The organism is Pseudomonas sp. ACN5, assembly GCF_002303975.1.
GTDB classification, from domain to species: domain Bacteria; phylum Pseudomonadota; class Gammaproteobacteria; order Pseudomonadales; family Pseudomonadaceae; genus Aquipseudomonas; species Aquipseudomonas laurylsulfatiphila.
On record NZ_MRCP01000013.1, the window covers coordinates 155627 to 171125 of the forward strand.

General features: G+C 60.4%; 16 protein-coding genes. 10 read left to right on the forward strand and 6 right to left on the reverse strand.

Features of this window, described 5'->3' with window-relative positions:
• Positions 1 to 75 precede the first annotated feature (75 nt).
• From BSF40_RS23020 to BSF40_RS23035, 4 genes are all read left to right on the forward strand, one after another.
• Positions 76 to 987 (forward strand): LysR family transcriptional regulator, encoded by a 912-nt coding sequence (locus tag BSF40_RS23020; RefSeq protein WP_095966890.1) that lies wholly within the window; start codon positions 76 to 78, stop codon positions 985 to 987.
• Between the two features lie 38 nt (positions 988 to 1025).
• Complete coding sequence (locus tag BSF40_RS23025) at positions 1026 to 2303, forward strand: tyrosine/phenylalanine carboxypeptidase domain-containing protein (protein ID WP_095966891.1); 1278 nt, start codon at positions 1026 to 1028, stop codon at positions 2301 to 2303.
• 172 nt (positions 2304 to 2475) lie between these two features.
• The gene (locus BSF40_RS23030; RefSeq protein WP_095966892.1) at positions 2476 to 4032 is read left to right on the forward strand and encodes a DUF3300 domain-containing protein; all 1557 of its coding nucleotides are present in this window, start codon (positions 2476 to 2478) and stop codon (positions 4030 to 4032) included.
• A gap of 80 nt (positions 4033 to 4112) precedes the next feature.
• Positions 4113 to 4952, forward strand: a complete 840-nt coding sequence (locus BSF40_RS23035) for a DUF2950 domain-containing protein (RefSeq protein WP_095966893.1) — start codon at positions 4113 to 4115, stop codon at positions 4950 to 4952.
• Between the two features lie 30 nt (positions 4953 to 4982).
• On the opposite strand, the gene BSF40_RS23040 is transcribed toward BSF40_RS23035, so the two are convergent.
• On the reverse strand, positions 4983 to 5486 hold the full coding sequence (locus BSF40_RS23040) for a GNAT family N-acetyltransferase (RefSeq protein WP_095966894.1): 504 nt from the start codon (positions 5484 to 5486) through the stop codon (positions 4983 to 4985).
• Between the two features lie 144 nt (positions 5487 to 5630).
• On the opposite strand from BSF40_RS23040, the gene BSF40_RS23045 reads away from it, so the two are divergent.
• Genes BSF40_RS23045 through arsH form a run of 4 tightly spaced genes read left to right on the forward strand, consistent with a single transcriptional unit; the run spans position 5631 to position 8491 of the window.
• Complete coding sequence (locus BSF40_RS23045; RefSeq protein WP_095966895.1) at positions 5631 to 5978, forward strand: metalloregulator ArsR/SmtB family transcription factor; 348 nt, start codon at positions 5631 to 5633, stop codon at positions 5976 to 5978.
• 23 nt (positions 5979 to 6001) lie between these two features.
• Positions 6002 to 7285 (forward strand): arsenic transporter, encoded by a 1284-nt coding sequence (locus BSF40_RS23050; protein WP_095966896.1) that lies wholly within the window; start codon positions 6002 to 6004, stop codon positions 7283 to 7285.
• Between the two features lie 28 nt (positions 7286 to 7313).
• Positions 7314 to 7784, forward strand: coding sequence for an arsenate reductase ArsC (locus BSF40_RS23055; RefSeq protein WP_095966897.1), 471 nt, complete (start codon positions 7314 to 7316; stop codon positions 7782 to 7784).
• Positions 7785 to 7795: 11 nt separating this feature from the next.
• Positions 7796 to 8491, forward strand: coding sequence for an arsenical resistance protein ArsH (gene arsH, locus BSF40_RS23060; protein WP_095966898.1), 696 nt, complete (start codon positions 7796 to 7798; stop codon positions 8489 to 8491).
• A 144-nt stretch (positions 8492 to 8635) separates the two neighbouring features.
• Here arsH and BSF40_RS23065 read toward each other — a convergent pair whose 3' ends face one another.
• The 3 genes from BSF40_RS23065 to BSF40_RS23075 form a co-directional block, all read right to left on the reverse strand.
• Positions 8636 to 9421, reverse strand: a complete 786-nt coding sequence (locus BSF40_RS23065; protein WP_095966899.1) for a hypothetical protein — start codon at positions 9419 to 9421, stop codon at positions 8636 to 8638.
• Between the two features lie 269 nt (positions 9422 to 9690).
• A complete protein-coding gene (locus BSF40_RS23070; RefSeq protein ID WP_095966900.1) occupies positions 9691 to 10077 on the reverse strand; it encodes a YkvA family protein in 387 nt (128 codons plus the stop codon).
• A 138-nt stretch (positions 10078 to 10215) separates the two neighbouring features.
• Positions 10216 to 11430, reverse strand: coding sequence for an aldose 1-epimerase family protein (locus BSF40_RS23075; protein ID WP_095966901.1), 1215 nt, complete (start codon positions 11428 to 11430; stop codon positions 10216 to 10218).
• A gap of 240 nt (positions 11431 to 11670) precedes the next feature.
• Between BSF40_RS23075 and BSF40_RS23080 the strand changes: the two genes are divergently transcribed.
• Positions 11671 to 12804, forward strand: a complete 1134-nt coding sequence (locus BSF40_RS23080; RefSeq protein ID WP_095966902.1) for an aminotransferase class V-fold PLP-dependent enzyme — start codon at positions 11671 to 11673, stop codon at positions 12802 to 12804.
• A 90-nt stretch (positions 12805 to 12894) separates the two neighbouring features.
• Here BSF40_RS23080 and BSF40_RS23085 read toward each other — a convergent pair whose 3' ends face one another.
• A complete protein-coding gene (locus BSF40_RS23085) occupies positions 12895 to 13725 on the reverse strand; it encodes an alpha/beta fold hydrolase (protein WP_095966903.1) in 831 nt (276 codons plus the stop codon).
• Between the two features lie 247 nt (positions 13726 to 13972).
• Between BSF40_RS23085 and BSF40_RS23090 the strand changes: the two genes are divergently transcribed.
• Positions 13973 to 14452: a MerR family transcriptional regulator gene (locus BSF40_RS23090; RefSeq protein ID WP_095966904.1), complete on the forward strand. Its 480-nt coding sequence runs from the start codon at positions 13973 to 13975 to the stop codon at positions 14450 to 14452.
• Positions 14453 to 14467: 15 nt separating this feature from the next.
• On the opposite strand, the gene BSF40_RS23095 is transcribed toward BSF40_RS23090, so the two are convergent.
• Positions 14468 to 15394, reverse strand: coding sequence for an acetoacetate decarboxylase (ADC) (locus BSF40_RS23095; RefSeq protein WP_256589578.1), 927 nt, complete (start codon positions 15392 to 15394; stop codon positions 14468 to 14470).
• Positions 15395 to 15499 lie beyond the last annotated feature (105 nt).

The following is a 15499-nucleotide window of genomic DNA, read 5'->3' on the forward strand; positions in this document are numbered from 1 at the left end:
GATGCCACTTTAAGGCTGTGCTACTGATGTGATAATCCCAGCAATTTTGCATGCCTTTGTGAATGGTGCTCACAAATGAAATCCCCCTCCACCGCCGACCTGTCGATCTTCCTGTGCATCGCCCGGCACCTGAACTTCAGCCGGGCAGCGGTCGAACTGGGTCTGACGCCCTCGGCACTCAGTCACTCATTGCGAGCGCTGGAAAATCGCCTGGGCGTACGCCTGTTCAATCGCACAACACGCAGCGTGGCGTTGACTGACGCCGGGGAGCGACTTTTCGCACGGCTGAAACCGGCCTTCCGGGACATCGATGATGCCCTGGAAGACCTTAATAGCTTTCGCGACAAGCCCTCAGGGAACCTGCGCATAACAGCAGGCCGACAGGCGTGTGAGTTGGTGCTCTTGCCGATCGTCAGCCAGTTCCTCAAGGAGTATCCGGATATCCGCCTTGAGATCGTCGAAAGCGACGCCTTGGTCGACGTGGTGGCTGGCGGTTTTGACGCGGGGGTACGTTTCGGCAACCGTCTGGAAGCCGACATGGTCTCGCGGCCTGTCGGGCCGAACATGCGCTCGGTGGTCGTGGGCTCGCCGGCATTCTTCGAGCGGCATGCCACCCCCCAGAAACCCGAAGACTTGCATGGCATCCCGTGCATCCGCCATCGCTTCCCCAGCGGCTCGATGTACCGCTGGGAATTCGAACGCGGCGCGATCACCCAGGAAATCGACGTCAGCGGCCCGCTCACGCTCGGCGATGTCAGCCTGATGATCGGCCCGGCACTGCAGGGTGTGGGTCTGGCCTACGTGTTCGAGGACATGGTCACCGCGTACCTGGCCGATGGCCGCCTGATCCAGGTGCTGGCCGATTGGTGCCCCTTTTATCCGGGCCTGCATCTGTATTACCCCAGTCGCCGTCATGTGCCCGCAGCGCTCAAGGCCTTCATCGACTTTGCCCGTACGGCTCAACACGCAACCGCGCGCGACAACTAAGCTTTTGTAACGTCACCTCGTCCCTCGAGGAGCTATCCATGAGCGCCGCTGCCCTGTCCGAACTCGATGCCGCCCTGCCCGGCCTGACCCGCAAGATCCGCGTGCTCGATGCGCTGTCCTGGCCCGATGGCGTCGAGCAGGACTTCCTGGCGAAATGGCGCAGCGGGCGTGCCACGCTGCCCAATGTCAAGTTGCAGCCCCGCGACCACAGCGCCGACATCGCCGCCCTGGAAACCTTTATCAGCCATTGCGATGTGGGGCATCCGGCCGGCAACCACCTGGCCCTGACCGCCCGTAGCTATGCCACGGCCGGTCACATGCTGGGGGCCGTGGGTACTCCCGCCTTTACCCAATACTCGTCAGCGCTTTACCGGCGTCCGGATTTCCATTATTCGCGCCTGCAACTGAGCATGCTCGACGCGGCCCGATTCTTCCTCCAGACCACCGACGCCCTGTTGGGGGGTGCACGCATTCCACCCTGCCCCGCCGAGATCCCGGCCAAAGTGTTCGCCGCCTGGATTCAACCGGAACTGGACCGTTTCTTCGGCGTCGGACAGGTCACGGTGGTGCTCGATCCGAACCTGGCCGCCAAGGCCATCGCCGGATCGAGCCGCATTCGCCTGCGGGCCAGTGCGCTGTTCACGGAGCTGGACAAGCATCAGCTGTTGCAACACGAGGCCTTCGTGCATGTCGCCACCGCACAGAACGGCGCGCGGCAGCCCAACCTCACAAGCCTGGGCCTGGGAGCGCCCCGCACAACCCAGACCCAGGAGGGCATTGCCACCTTGGCCGAATTGTTCACCGGCAGCATGGACATCAACCGCCTGCGTCGCCTGGCCCTGCGCGTGCTGGCCGTCCAGCAGGCGCTGGACGGCGCCGACTTCATCCAGGTATTCGAAGGTTTTCTGGCTGCCGGGCAGACGCAAGAGGAATCCTTCCGCTCAACCCAACGGGTGTTCCGCGGCGCCGATCTGCGGGGCGGTTCAGCCTTTACCAAGGACGCCGCTTACCTGACCGGGCTGCTGGGCGTCCACACCCTGCTGCGCATTGCAATCCGCGATAACCGGCCGGAACTGATCGGGCATTTGTTTGCAGGGCGCCTCAGCCTGGCGGACACGGTACGCCTGGCGCCACTGTTCGAGTCCGGCTGGCTCAAGGGACCGACCTACCTTCCGGCCTGGGCCTCTGATCTGCGTCTGCTGGCGGCCAACCTGGCCTTCTCGGCGTTCATTTCCCGGATCAAGCTGGATGTGCTGGACCTGGACGTGTTCATGGCATTTGCCGAAGAACACGAAAGCGATGCCAGCGCACACTGATCAGAATCAGGACCTGGATCACAGCGTTTCAAAGCCAGCCTGTCTCCTCCAAATGAGCTGCTACCCTTAGGGAGCGGTGTCGAGGCACAGCTCTGTGGCTTGCAGGGTCGGCTTTCACCTGCCGGGGATTGATCCACTCATTTCAAGCCTGCCTGACCACATGGGGGGTGCAATGCACATTCCATTGCTTTACGCGTTGTCGGCCGTACTGTTATTGAGCGGATCTTCCAGCCTGGCACTGGGTGCGGATGAGACCGCAGCCGCACCGGCCCCGGTTCCGGCACCCGCCACCGCTCCAGCAAGCGCGGCCAATGCGGCGCCCGTCGCCCCGGTGGCCAAGGATCCGGTGTTCAACCAGGAACAGCTGGATCAGATGCTGGCGCCCATTGCGCTTTACCCGGACCCTCTGTTTGCACAGGTGCTGATGGCCACCACCTACCCCGGGGAAGTCGGCGAGGCCGTCAGCTGGTCCAAAGCGCATCCGGACGCCAATGGTGACGACGCGGTCAAACAGGTGGCGAACCAGCCCTGGGATCCGAGCGTGCAAGCGCTGGTCGCTTTCCCGCAGGTTCTGGCAACGCTGGGGCAGGACCCCGTCTGGGTGCAACGCCTGGGTGATGCCTTCCTGGCGCAGCCCGACGATGTCATGCAAAGCGCGCAACGCTTGCGTCGCCAGGCACAGGCAGCCGGCAATCTGCAGAGCAACCAGTATCAGAACGTGACGATCCAGAATGTCGCGGCGCCAGCACCTGCAACCACGAATGCGGCACCGGCACCGGCTCCAGCGCCTGCTGCGGAACCGCCGCCGGCCAGCAGCTCCACCATCATCATCCAGCCTGCCGATCCGCAGGTGGTGTACGTCCCCACGTATAACCCGACAACTACCTACGGCACATGGCCCTACCCGGCCTCGCCGCCCGCGTACTATCCACCGCCACCGGCCTATTACCCTGGCCAGGCCCTGATGGCCGGGCTCGCGTTTGGCGCCGGCGTGGCGATCATTGGATCGTTGTGGGGTGAATGTGACTGGGGCAATAACGACGTCGACATCGACGTCAATCGCTACAACAACATCAACGCCAACAACCGGATCACCAACAACAAATGGCAGCACAACCCGGTGCACCGCAATGGCGTGCCCTATCGAGACAATGCGAGCCGCGCGCAATACGGCCGCCAACTCAACGGTGCCAGTCAGCGTGAAGCCTATCGCGGGGACACTGCCCAGCGCGCCCAGGCCCGTGAAAATGCCCGCAGTTCAATGGACAGGCACGGTATCGAACGACCTGCCACCAGCAACCGCGAAGCCCGTGATCAAACGCGCAAACTCCAGTCAGCAGCCGCGGACGGCAATCGGTTACAGGGCGGTGCGGACAGGCCCAAGGCGGCTGACAGAGGCCAGGGTACCGCCAGAAATACCCGGGAAAATCAGCAGCCGAGGACCCAGGCCCGCCAGGAACCCAGAAACCAGACCGCCCAGTTGAATCAGCGCAGAGAAGGCGCCGCGCAGACGCGGCAAGCACCGAACAAACGGCCCGCCGCCAGTGCCGGCAGTGCCCGCAACAATGCGTTCGCCGGCGCACGCTCACCGTCCCAGGCCAACGTCCAGGCCAATCGTGGCCGGGCCAGCCAGGCATCCGCCCATCGCCCCAGTGCCGCCCGTTCGGCCGGTCACCAGGTCAGTCGGCCGTCCAATCCACCAGCGCGTCAAAGGGGGGGCCGTCGTTGAAAAACCATCCTCGAGTGAAAGGACTCACGGGCGTGCTGCCTCCTGTCCTTGCGGTAGCTGCCGGCTTGTTGTGGTCGTGCATGGCGACGGCGCAGCAGGCCTTTCCAACCCCGGAAAAGGCCGCAGAAGCCTTGGTCCAGGCACTGGGTACGGAACACGCCGACCAGGCACGCCTGACGGAACTGCTCGGTAGTGACTGGCACAATTACATCCCGCGTGAAGGGGTGCAGCGCAAAGACGTCGATGCGTTTTTGCAGCAGTACCGCGAGCAACACCACATTGAAAAAAGCGGCGACCGCAAGGGCATCCTGGCGGTCGGCCCCGAGAATTGGACACTGCCGATCCCCTTGGTAAAAGTGGCGAGCGGCTGGCGCTTCGACTTGAAGGCCGGCAGTGCCGAGATCCGCGCACGCCAGATCGGCCGCAATGAACTCGACGCGGTGCAGTCGGTGCTGGCCTATCACGACGCCCAGATGGACTATGCGTCAGTCGATCGGGACGGTGATGGCGCACTCGAATATGCGCAGAAAATCTTCAGCACCCCCGGCAAGCACGACGGACTCTATTGGGCGCAAGACGATAGCGGCCAGATCAGCCCGCTGGGGCCTTCGTTCGGCAAAGCCATTGCCGACGAAGAATGGCATGGCTACCGCTTCCGCATCCTTCATGGCCAGGGGCCTTCGGCACCGGGTGGTGCCTACAGTTACCTCATCGGTGACAAGATGAGCCGCGGCTTTGCCCTGATCGCCTGGCCGGCGAAGTACAACGTCACCGGGGTGATGAGCTTCATGATCAGTCACGAAGGCCAGGTGTTCGAAAAAGACCTGGGGCCCGAAGGTGAAAAACTGGCGTTGGCGATGAAACGCTTTGACCCGGATGACAGCTGGCAGGAGGTGGCGGCAGATCAGGATCAGGAGTAGCCCGCAGCAACCTGCTGCGGGCTGGCAGAACTATTGAAACGACAGGACGAATCGCTCTTCGCTGCCCGGGCTGTTGTCACGGCAAGGTTGCTCAAGCCTGAATCCGCACCGCTCCAGTACCTTTCTGGAGCCCAGGTTTTCCCTGTAGGCATAGGCCACCAGTTGCGCAAGTCCCCAGCGCACCTGTGCCTGCTGGATCAGATGCCTCAACGCCAGTGTTGCCAGCCCCTGCCCGCACGCGCGCTGATCGATTCGATAACCCACTTCGGCAGACCCCATCGCCAGGTCGATGCTATTGAGATTGGCTCGACCAACGATTGCCTGGCTTGAGTCCTCGATGACAAACGGGTGCCAGGCGCCACTGGCCAAACCCGACAGATAGCTATCGATATGATCGGCGACACCGCGCAACGAATAAAACGCAGGTTCGCGTGCATCGATATGCGATTCGAACCATTCACGGTTGCGGATTTCGAACGCCAGTAAAGCTTCAGCGTCAGTGGTTTTCAGCTCGCGAACGCTAAACGACTCCATGCACTGCATCTCCTTTGCCTTGCGTCGAAACCGTTCAAGTCTATCGCATACCTGAACAACCCTGCCCTGCTTGAGTCCGAGCGGCTTGCACGAAACATATGGATAAACGTATATTCGCATGACCATATGTACAGAGCCCTGCCAATGCTCAATCCTGCCGCCGTATTCAAATGCCTGTCCGACGAAACCCGCGCCCGGGCCACTTTGCTCATCGCCCGTGAAGGCGAGTTATGCGTGTGCGAGCTGGTCTGCGCCCTGGACGATAGCCAGCCGAAAATTTCCCGTCATCTTGCGCAGCTTCGCGGATGCGGCCTGCTTCTGGACCGCCGCCAGGGGCAGTGGGTGTATTACCGGCTCAACCCTGATCTGCCCGCGTGGGTGCGTGATGTTCTGCAGACCACGCTGGCAGCCAACGCCGACTGGCTCGAGGACAACAGCACTCGCCTGAACGCCATGGGCGACCGCCCTCTCAACACTGCCGCCTGCTGCTGACCCTTCAACCGTCGAGATTCCACATGCTGACTGCGTTTTCCATTTTCCTGCTCACCATGGTGTTGGTCATCTGGCAACCCAAGGGCCTGGGCGTCGGTTGGAGCGCCTCCCTGGGCGCGGTTCTGGCCCTGCTGGCAGGCGTCGTGACGCTGCACGATATTCCGCTGGTGTGGGCCATTGTCTGGAACGCCACCGCGACCTTCATCTCGCTGATCATCATCAGTCTGTTGCTCGATGAGGCCGGGTTCTTCCAGTGGGCCGCCTTGCATGTGGCACGCTGGGCCAAGGGTGACGGGCGACGCCTGTTCGTCTTCACGATACTGCTGGGGGCCGGCGTCTCCGCGTTGTTTGCCAATGACGGTGCCGCCCTGATCCTGACCCCCATCGTTGTTTCAATCCTGCTCGCACTGCGTTTTTCGCCGGCGTCCACCCTGGCGTTCGTCATGGCGGCCGGCTTTATCGCCGACACGGCGAGCCTGCCCCTGGTGGTGTCCAACCTCGTCAACATCGTTTCGGCGGACTACTTCGACCTGGGGTTCAGCGAATACGCCGCCATCATGGTGCCGGTCAACTTCGTTGCCGTGGCGACCACCCTCGTGGTGCTGTACTGGTTTTTCCGCCGTGACATTCCCCGGCACTACGCGCTCGATGACGTGATGGATCCGCGACGCGCCGTGCGTGATCCCCTGACCTTCCGCGTCGGCTGGATCGTTCTGGCCCTGTTGTTGGTCGGGCTGTTTGCCCTGGAGCCCCTGGGCATTCCGGTCAGCGCCATCGCAGCGGTCTGTGCCGCGCTGCTGTTCGCCGTGGCGGCGCGCGGGCATGTGATTTCCACCCGCCGGGTGCTGCGTGAAGCGCCCTGGCAGGTCGTGATCTTTTCCCTGGGCATGTACCTGGTGGTGTACGGGCTGAAAAACGCCGGACTGACCACCTACATGACAATGGCCCTGAACCGCATGGCCGAGTTCGGCATCTGGGGCGCCGCATTGGGCACCGGCCTGCTCACGGCCTTGCTGTCATCGGGCATGAACAACATGCCCACGGTGCTGGTGGGCGCGCTGTCGATTCAAGCCAGTGACGCCACAGGCGTAGTGCGTGAAGCCATGATCTACGCCAATGTCATCGGCTCTGACCTGGGCCCGAAAATCACCCCCATCGGCAGCCTGGCCACCCTGCTCTGGCTGCATGTTCTGGAGCGAAAGGGCATCCGCATTACCTGGGGTTACTACTTCAAGGTCGGCGTGGTCCTGACCCTGCCGATTCTGCTCATCACCTTGTCTGCCCTGGCCTTGCGCCTGAGCGTATAGCCCTGTGCGACCGCAAAGAGGAGTCACCATGCGCGTTCTGTTTATGTGTACCGCCAACAGCTGTCGCAGCATCCTGTCCGAAGCCATGTTCAACCATCTCGCGCCGGAAGGCTTTGAGGCAATCAGTGCCGGCAGTTTCCCCAAGGGACAGGTGCTGCCCCGCAGCCTGAGCACCTTGCAAGAGGCCGGCATTGCCATCGACGGCTTGAGCAGCAAAGGCAACGAGGCTTTCGAAGCCAACCCGCCGGACATCGTCATCACAGTCTGCGACAAGGCTGCCGGCGAAGCGTGCCCGGTGTACTTCGGACCGGCACTGAAAGCCCATTGGGGCCTGGAAGACCCCTCGGACATAACGGGGGATGAAGCACGGGTAGCAGCGGCGTTCCACTCAACCCTGGCGCGCATCGAAACGCGCTGCCGGGCATTCCTCGAACTGCCTTTTGCACAACTTGACCGCGATGCATTGAAGCGCGAACTCGAGCGCATCGGCACGCTTTGACCGGAGCCCTTATGACCCATTCCCTGCCCAATCTCGACACGGCACTGACCCACCCCATCGCCCATGGACGCAACGACCAGCACAAGCCGCGCATCCTGTTGTTATACGGCTCGACTCGTGCGCGGTCGTTCAGTCGCCTGCTGGTCGAGGAAGCAGCCCGGTTGCTCGAACACTTCGGTGCCGAGACGCGGATCTTCAATCCATCCGGCCTGCCGCTACCGGACGACGCGCCCTCCGACCACCCGAAAGTCCAGGAGCTGCTCGAACTGATGCAGTGGTCTGAAGGACAGGTCTGGTGCTCGCCAGAGCGCCACGGTTCCATGTCTGCGGTGTTCAAGGCGCAAATCGACTGGGTGCCGTTGGCGTTGGGGGCCATTCGCCCAACCCAGGGTAAAACCCTTGCGGTCATGCAAGTCTGCGGCGGCTCCCAGTCCTTCAATGTGGTGAATCAGCTTCGTGTGCTGGGACGCTGGATGCGCATGTTCACCATCCCCAATCAATCTTCGGTGCCAAAGGCTTTTCTGGAGTTTGACGACGCCAATCGCATGAAACCCTCATCGTTGTACGACAGGGTGGTAGACGTCATGGAGGAACTGGTGAAATTTACCCTGCTGCTACGGGATCGTCCCGACCTGGTTGACCGCTACTCGGAACGCAAAGAGTCCGCGCAAGAACTGACTCAGCGCGTGAATCAGCGCTCGATCTGACGATAGAGATCTGGCTCGACAGCCGAAAAAAAGTCGCAAACCCCATGACGTTTCAGGGCTTGCGACTCTTTGCCGATACGTCCCTCAAGCTCCCGGGACGTTTTCTACGGTATGCCTGCCGTGTTCATTGCCGAACGTGCAGGCTCAGTTCTCTACCTCCATCGCATCGAGATCCGGTTCGTCCGGGGCGTCCGCCATATCCTCTCTGACGTCCTTCGCCTCAACTTTGGCGGCCTCTCTGGCTGCCTTCGCCTCGGCTTTGGCGGCGTCCCTCGCGGCATCCGCGGTAGCCCGGGCAGCATCCCTGGCAGCATCTGCTTCGGCCTTGGCGGCGTCCCGAGCTGCATCCGCAGCGGCACGGGCAGCGTCTCTGGCGGCGTCTGCGTCATCGTCCGCTACGCCAGCCGCTTTTGCGGCATCCCGGGCGGCATCTGCTTCAGCCCTGGCGGCGTCCCGGGCAGCATCTGCAGTCGCTTTTGCCGCATCACGAGCGGCATCAGCAGTCGCTCTGGCCGCGTCCCGGGCTGCATTGGCATCAGCCTTGGCAGCGTCCCTGGCTGCATCGGCGGCATCGTTGTCAGCATCATGATCAGCGTCGTCCGCGTCGTTGTCATGGGCGTTGCCCGGGCCTTTGTTCCCGGCTACACCACCATGGTCAGCGTCGCCGCGTCCCGGGCCTCCATGACCGTCATGGCCAGCAGCCCCATGATCGCCATGATCGCCACCCTCTCCTCCATGGCCACCGGCACCGTGACCGCCACCGTGACCACCGCCACCGTGACCGCCACCGCCACCGCCTCCACCGCTGCCGCTGCCGCCATCCTTGGCATACACGCTGGAGAAACTACCGATGTAATCGGGCACCAGGACAGTCGATGCCGACAGGACTCCACCGATTGCCAGAGCCAATAAACATTTCTTGAGCAGCATGATGCACCTCCGCATGGAGTTGCGAACTCATCTCCGTATCGAACGCAATGTCCAGTGAGTTCCCGGCCGCCCATTGGAGCAGCCGGCCAACCGGCACGGCCATCAATCTGCAACATTGATGAGCTACTGCGGTATACGCACGATCCCTCAGAGCCAGTTGGCATCGTTGCGCGGGAAACATTCCCACATATTTTTTTGGATAAGTGCTTTCAGCCCGAGTTCAAAAAAAAGAATCAGCACTGACACATAGGTTGAGCAACAACTTCAACTCACAGCAAGCCAGCTGCCAGACTGCCCGCAGCAACGAGCCAGACCAATACAACGATCACCGCAGCAATTCTGCTCGCTGGCCGCTTCCTGTGGCTTTTCTCCCACTCACTCGCTTTGATCCGACAATCTTCGAGCACCTGTGCAGGCATCAAGCGAATAGCGAGCAGAATGCCAAGCGGCAAAATAATCACATCGTCCAGATACCCAAGCACAGGAATGAAATCGGGAATGAGGTCGATTGGACTCAGTGCGTACGCGACGACAAAAACCGAAATCCACTTGGGTAACCAGGGTGTTTGCGGATGCTGAAAGCAAAACCAGAGGACCATCGTTTGCCGTTTGAGCTTTCTGGCCCAGCCACGTAAACGATCAAGTAGATGTTTCATATCGGCATCGTCTGTACTTGAAACTTGAAGGCGCGTGCCTGCGAGCGTAGCGCCTTGGGTGATTGACGGCCATGAGTCGAGAGCTGGCAAACAGCAACATGCGGGTGCGATCAGCAAGGCGCAATGCTCTGGCCGGTGTCATCCCTTGGTCAGATCAACCAACGGCGTCTGCCGCACCTCAGTCTTGCGCCCACCCTGAATCTCGCTCACCTGCTTCAAGGCCTTGTCCACAGCCGCCTTATCCGCCAACAAGCTGTAGCTGATGCGGAACTGCTTGTGTTCCTTGGGCCCAATTGTCGGTACCAGGTTCAGTGGCCGTTGATAACGGCGGTTGTAGGAAAAACTTGTCCCCGGCTCCAGCCCCGTGACATAGCCCTGGCCTTGGGTGTCGGTGTTTTTCCATAGGGAAAACACGGGCAGTGTCTGAGTGTTGAAGCCGACCGAAACGCCCAGGCTGCCGGCCTTGTCATGCAACACGGTCAATGTATCGCCCTTGGCATCGGCATAGGGCACCACGTTGTAAACCGTTTCGTCGTAGTCTTTGGTCGGTGCGCGGTAGGTTTGCCAGTCGGGCAGATCGCCCTTGGCCTTGTCGTTGAACGGCGACACCTGTTTCACCGGCGCGGCGAACCGGGCGCCCTGTTCCAGGAACGGGGTGCTGAAGTTGCTGTGGTACAGCGCCTGGTATTCCTTCGGATAGTCGCCGTTATTGGTCAGGGTGTCGTTGAGGGCGAACACTACGCTGCCGGGTTCGGTGACCAGTTCGGTCGCGACGGAGAAGTCGACTTTCTTGAACGCCTGCTCTTTCAGCTCGCCGCGCAGGGTGATGGCGTATGGCGGTTTTTCATCGATGTGCAGGGTGACTTTGTTCGCGGGGATATTGGCGGCGCGACCGTGCAGGGTCAGCAGTTCGCCGTTGTCGATGCCGGGGTGGCCGACCCATTCGTAGCCGCAGCGAGTGACCAGTTCGTTGAAACCTTCCAGCCAGCCCAGGCCACCACGACCGTTGAGTTCGATGAAGGATGGATTGACCACTTCCTTGACCGGTGAATCCCAGCCCATGCGCACATCGCCGACCGAGGCTTGCAGGACGTTCATTCCGCGAGTCGGCACTACCGAAAGTTTCATCGTGCCGTTATCGATGTCGACGATGCTGACGCCCTCCTGCCGACCGCCGTGCAAGGTGCGCAGGGTAACGCTGAAGGGTTTGTCGGTTTTTATGCCGAGTTGCTGACTGGTGATCTGCCAGTTCCGGGCGGCCTTGTCGGTGTCGAGCAGAACGTAATCCCAGGCCATGGCGTGGGACGCAGCGGACAGTGCGCTGAGGGCAACAAAGAGTTTGAGCGGGGTCATGGCAGCAGCCTTTCTTGGAGTTGTGCCGTTTTTATAGACTTGGTGAAACGTTTCAGCAAGCTTGAAAAGCGAAAAAACGCTGGAAAATGCTTCACCTGCGAGCATTGCTACGCCCAGCAATCGACCTGATGATGCCAACCGCTCGACAGAAGTCGCCATTCAAACCCGGGCAATCTTGTCATTTGCCAAGGCTTAGGGCAGGGTCGATACCACTGAGATCTCTGCCAAAGGAGTCACCTTATGTCAAAGCTCTATCCCAGTATCGATCCCGAGGGGCTGGTCGAGTATTCAGTGGTCTACACCGACCGCTCGCTCAACCACATGTCGCAGTCATTTCAAGGTGTGATGAAGAACATTTCCAGGACCCTGAAACAGGTCTACAACGCCCAGGCTGTTGCGGTGGTCCCGGGCAGCGGTACATTCGGCATGGAAGCGGTGGCGCGACAGTTCGCCACCGACCAGCAATGCCTGGTGATACGCAACGGCTGGTTCAGTTATCGCTGGAGCCAGATCCTTGAGATGGGCAACATCCCGGCGGCCACCACGGTGCTCAAAGCCCGACCGGTCGACACTGCTCGCCAGGCTGCCTACGCCCCACCCCCTCTGGACGAAGTGCTGGCAGCCATTGCGGCTTCGAGGCCGCAGATTGTCTTCGCCCCCCACGTTGAAACCTCATCAGGGATTATCCTGCCCGACGAGTACCTGCGGGCCGTCGGCGACGCCGTGCATGCGGTGGGTGGCCTGTTCGTGCTGGACTGCATCGCCTCAGGCACCATTTGGGTTGATATGCACAAATGCGCAGTCGACCTGCTGATCAGCGCACCGCAGAAAGGCTGGAGCGCCTCCCCTTGCTGCGCCCTGGTGATGTTCAGTTCCCTGGCCCTCGAGCGCATCGAACAGACGCAAAGCAGCAGCTTCGCCTGCGACCTGAAAAAGTGGCTTCAGATCATGCAGGCCTACGAACAGGGCGGACATGCCTACCATGCGACCATGCCCAGCGATTCCCTCGCGCGATTTAACGAGGTGATGAAAGAGACGCAAGCCTACGGTTTCGACAAGGTCCGCGGCGAACAACAGGCGCTGGGCGATCGGGTGCGCGCAATGTTGACCGGCAAAGGTTTCAAAAGCGTGGCTGCAGCCGGCTTTCAGGCCCCTGGCGTAGTGGTGAGCTACACCGATGATGCCGACATCAAGAGCGGCAAGAAATTTGCCAACCACGGCCTGCAGATCGCCGCCGGCGTGCCGTTGCAATGCGACGAGCCGGCCGACTTCCAGACCTTCCGCATCGGCCTGTTCGGACTCGAAAAGCTGCACAATATCGAGCGCACGGTCAGCACCCTCGAGCAGGCACTGGACGAGGTAATGGTTGACTAAGCCTTCAATCTTGCCCGCAGCACATGCCGAACTTGTGAATTGCAGGCCTTGAAGAGGGTAAGGGCGGGATGTTTACCCGCCCTCCATTGTTTAGCTCCGCACGAATGCCAGCAGATCGGCGTTAATCGTATCGGCGTTGGTTGTAGGCATTCCATGCGGGAAGCCCGGGTAGATTTTCAGCGTACTGTTTTGCAGAAGTTTTGCTGACAGAACCCCGGAATTTTCATAAGGCACGATCTGGTCATCATCACCATGCATCACCAGAACGGGGATCTTGATGCTCTTCAAATCTTCGGTGAAGTCGGTCTGAGAAAAAGCCACGATCCCGTCATAGTGTGCCTTTGCACAACCCATCATGCCTTGCCGCCACCAGTTCCAGATGATGCCCTCAGACGATTTTGCACCTGGGCGGTTGTAACCGTAAAAAGGTCCCGCTGGAACGTCGTGGTAGAACTGTGCGCGGCTGGCCTTCAGTTGTGCCTGCAAGTCGTCGAAAACTGACTTGGGCAGGCCGCCAGGATTACTCGGGGTCTGGACCATCAGCGGTGGGACGGCACTGATGATGGCGGCCTTCGACACTCGGTCTTCGCCGTGGCGCGCGATGTAGTGAACGACTTCACCCCCGCCGGTGGAGTGGCCGACATGGACTGCGCCTTGTACGCCGAGGTGATCAACCACGGCCGCGACGTCGTCAGCATAGTGATCCATGTCGTGTCCGTCCCAGACCTGACTGGAGCGCCCGTGACCACGTCGGTCGTGTGCAACAACCCGGTAGCCGTTGGCCAGGAAAAAGAGCATTTGCGCGTCCCAATCGTCCGCGCTCAGTGGCCATCCATGATGGAAAAAGATGACCTGGGCATCGCGCGGCCCCCAGTCTTTGTAAAAGATCTCGACACCGTCTCGCGTAGTGACATACCCCATGTTCGCATCTCCTGAATGAAGTGAAGGCCTGAACCGAATCCTGTTTCGATCAAGGCCCTGAATGAACAAAGTGCAGCCCATCCAATAGGCGGTTCAGAGGGCGTGTTTCAGGATCGGCTTCCGTTTGCCCCCCCTCCCCCAGAGCTCCATGACGGCTGAGCCACCCATTGCACCCAAGCCGCTTGGCCGCCCGAAGACTTTAGGTTTAAAGTCAACTTTAAGGTCAATGGATTTTTCGAGGTGGAATATGAGAATAGGCGAACTGGCGAAAATCAGCGGGTTGGCGCCTTCACGCATCCGCTTCTACGAAGCGAGCGGCCTGATCAAATCGGTCGAGCGTAAAGCCAATGGCTATCGCGATTATGCGCCTGACACCCAGTGGGTTCTGGAGATCATCACTGGCGCGCAGGCGGCGGGATTTTCATTGGAAGAAATCCGCCAATTGATGCCGATGAATGCGAGTGGTTGGCAGCACGAAGAGTTGCTCAGTGGCCTCAAGCAAAAGGTTGAGGAAATCGAAGTCCTCCAGCAGCGGTTGGCCCAGAACAAGGCGCAACTTCTGCTGGTCATCAAGGGCATCGAGGGTAAACCCGAGGGCATGGCGTGTGCGGACAATGCGCAATTGCTGTTGCATCGTCTGCGCGATGAGGGCGTGACAGCCACTTCAGGCCGCCGTGATGCAGCGTCTTCCAGGAAAAAAACAGCCCGTCAGGCTTCCGAGGCCTGACAGGCGCAACAGGTTTCAGCGCTCGCCAACCAGGGTGGCAAGTGGTTTTGGCGCATAGAGCGCGCTCTGGAACTCAGGTACATATTCGTACTTCATCATTTTCCCCAGCTTCAGGGTGCGGAGGTAGTTCGACAGACTGCCGTCGCCCAGCGTGAGGGTGGCCGAATCCGCGTCCCGGCTGGAGCCATGGCTGAGCTGACGGGAAACAGCGTACCCATAGGCCAGTTGGCCCTGGTGATCGAGATTGGTGAAACTGCTGGTGACGATATCGACATCGCGGGACAGGTCGTCGAGCTTCTTCGCTTTGAAGGACACGTCCGGTTTGCCGGTCTGGCTGTCGGTAATCTCATACACCACCGATTGCGCATCCTCTTTGCGGTCAATGCCGGTCAGCCATTTCGGCAGGTTGTAACCGACGACACCACGCACCCTCGCCAGCTCGGTATTCACCGGCAGCTTGAGCACATAACCCCAGAAATCTCCAGACATCGACTGGCCAATCAGCGTGAACGGACCCAGATTGGCTTTGCCAGGTTTGTTGGTGATGATCGATACGGCAACCTCGTTGTAGGCATCGTTATCGCAGTGCTCATAGGTGTACGCGGTGAACGCGATCAAGCCGCGACCTGGCCAGACTTGCAGCGGCTGCACGGTGGCCAGTACTTCGGGCGGCATCAGTGCCCGGAGCCGATCCAGGTCCGCCGTATAAACAGCCGTTACGCGACTGTTCTGGTAGTAAAAGTTTGGCGAGTACGACTCAAAGCCAATGTCGACCTTATTTTTCTCCAATCCCTTGAACCAGCTCAGATCAACGCCCGGTACTTCTGCTGCAATCACCGACAACGGAGGGTTGGAGCGAAAACGGTCGTACAGGCCGCCCTTGACGACGGGCACCTGGTGGCCTGCGATATCGATGGTGCTTGTGTCGGTCGGGCTGGGCATCTCAGGCGTCCCCGCCAACGCAGCGTTGGCAAAAGTGTTGAACAGTAATCCTGTTAAAACGGCGCTTGCGAGTTTCAATCGGTCTTTCTCCAGGTGATGGGGTGT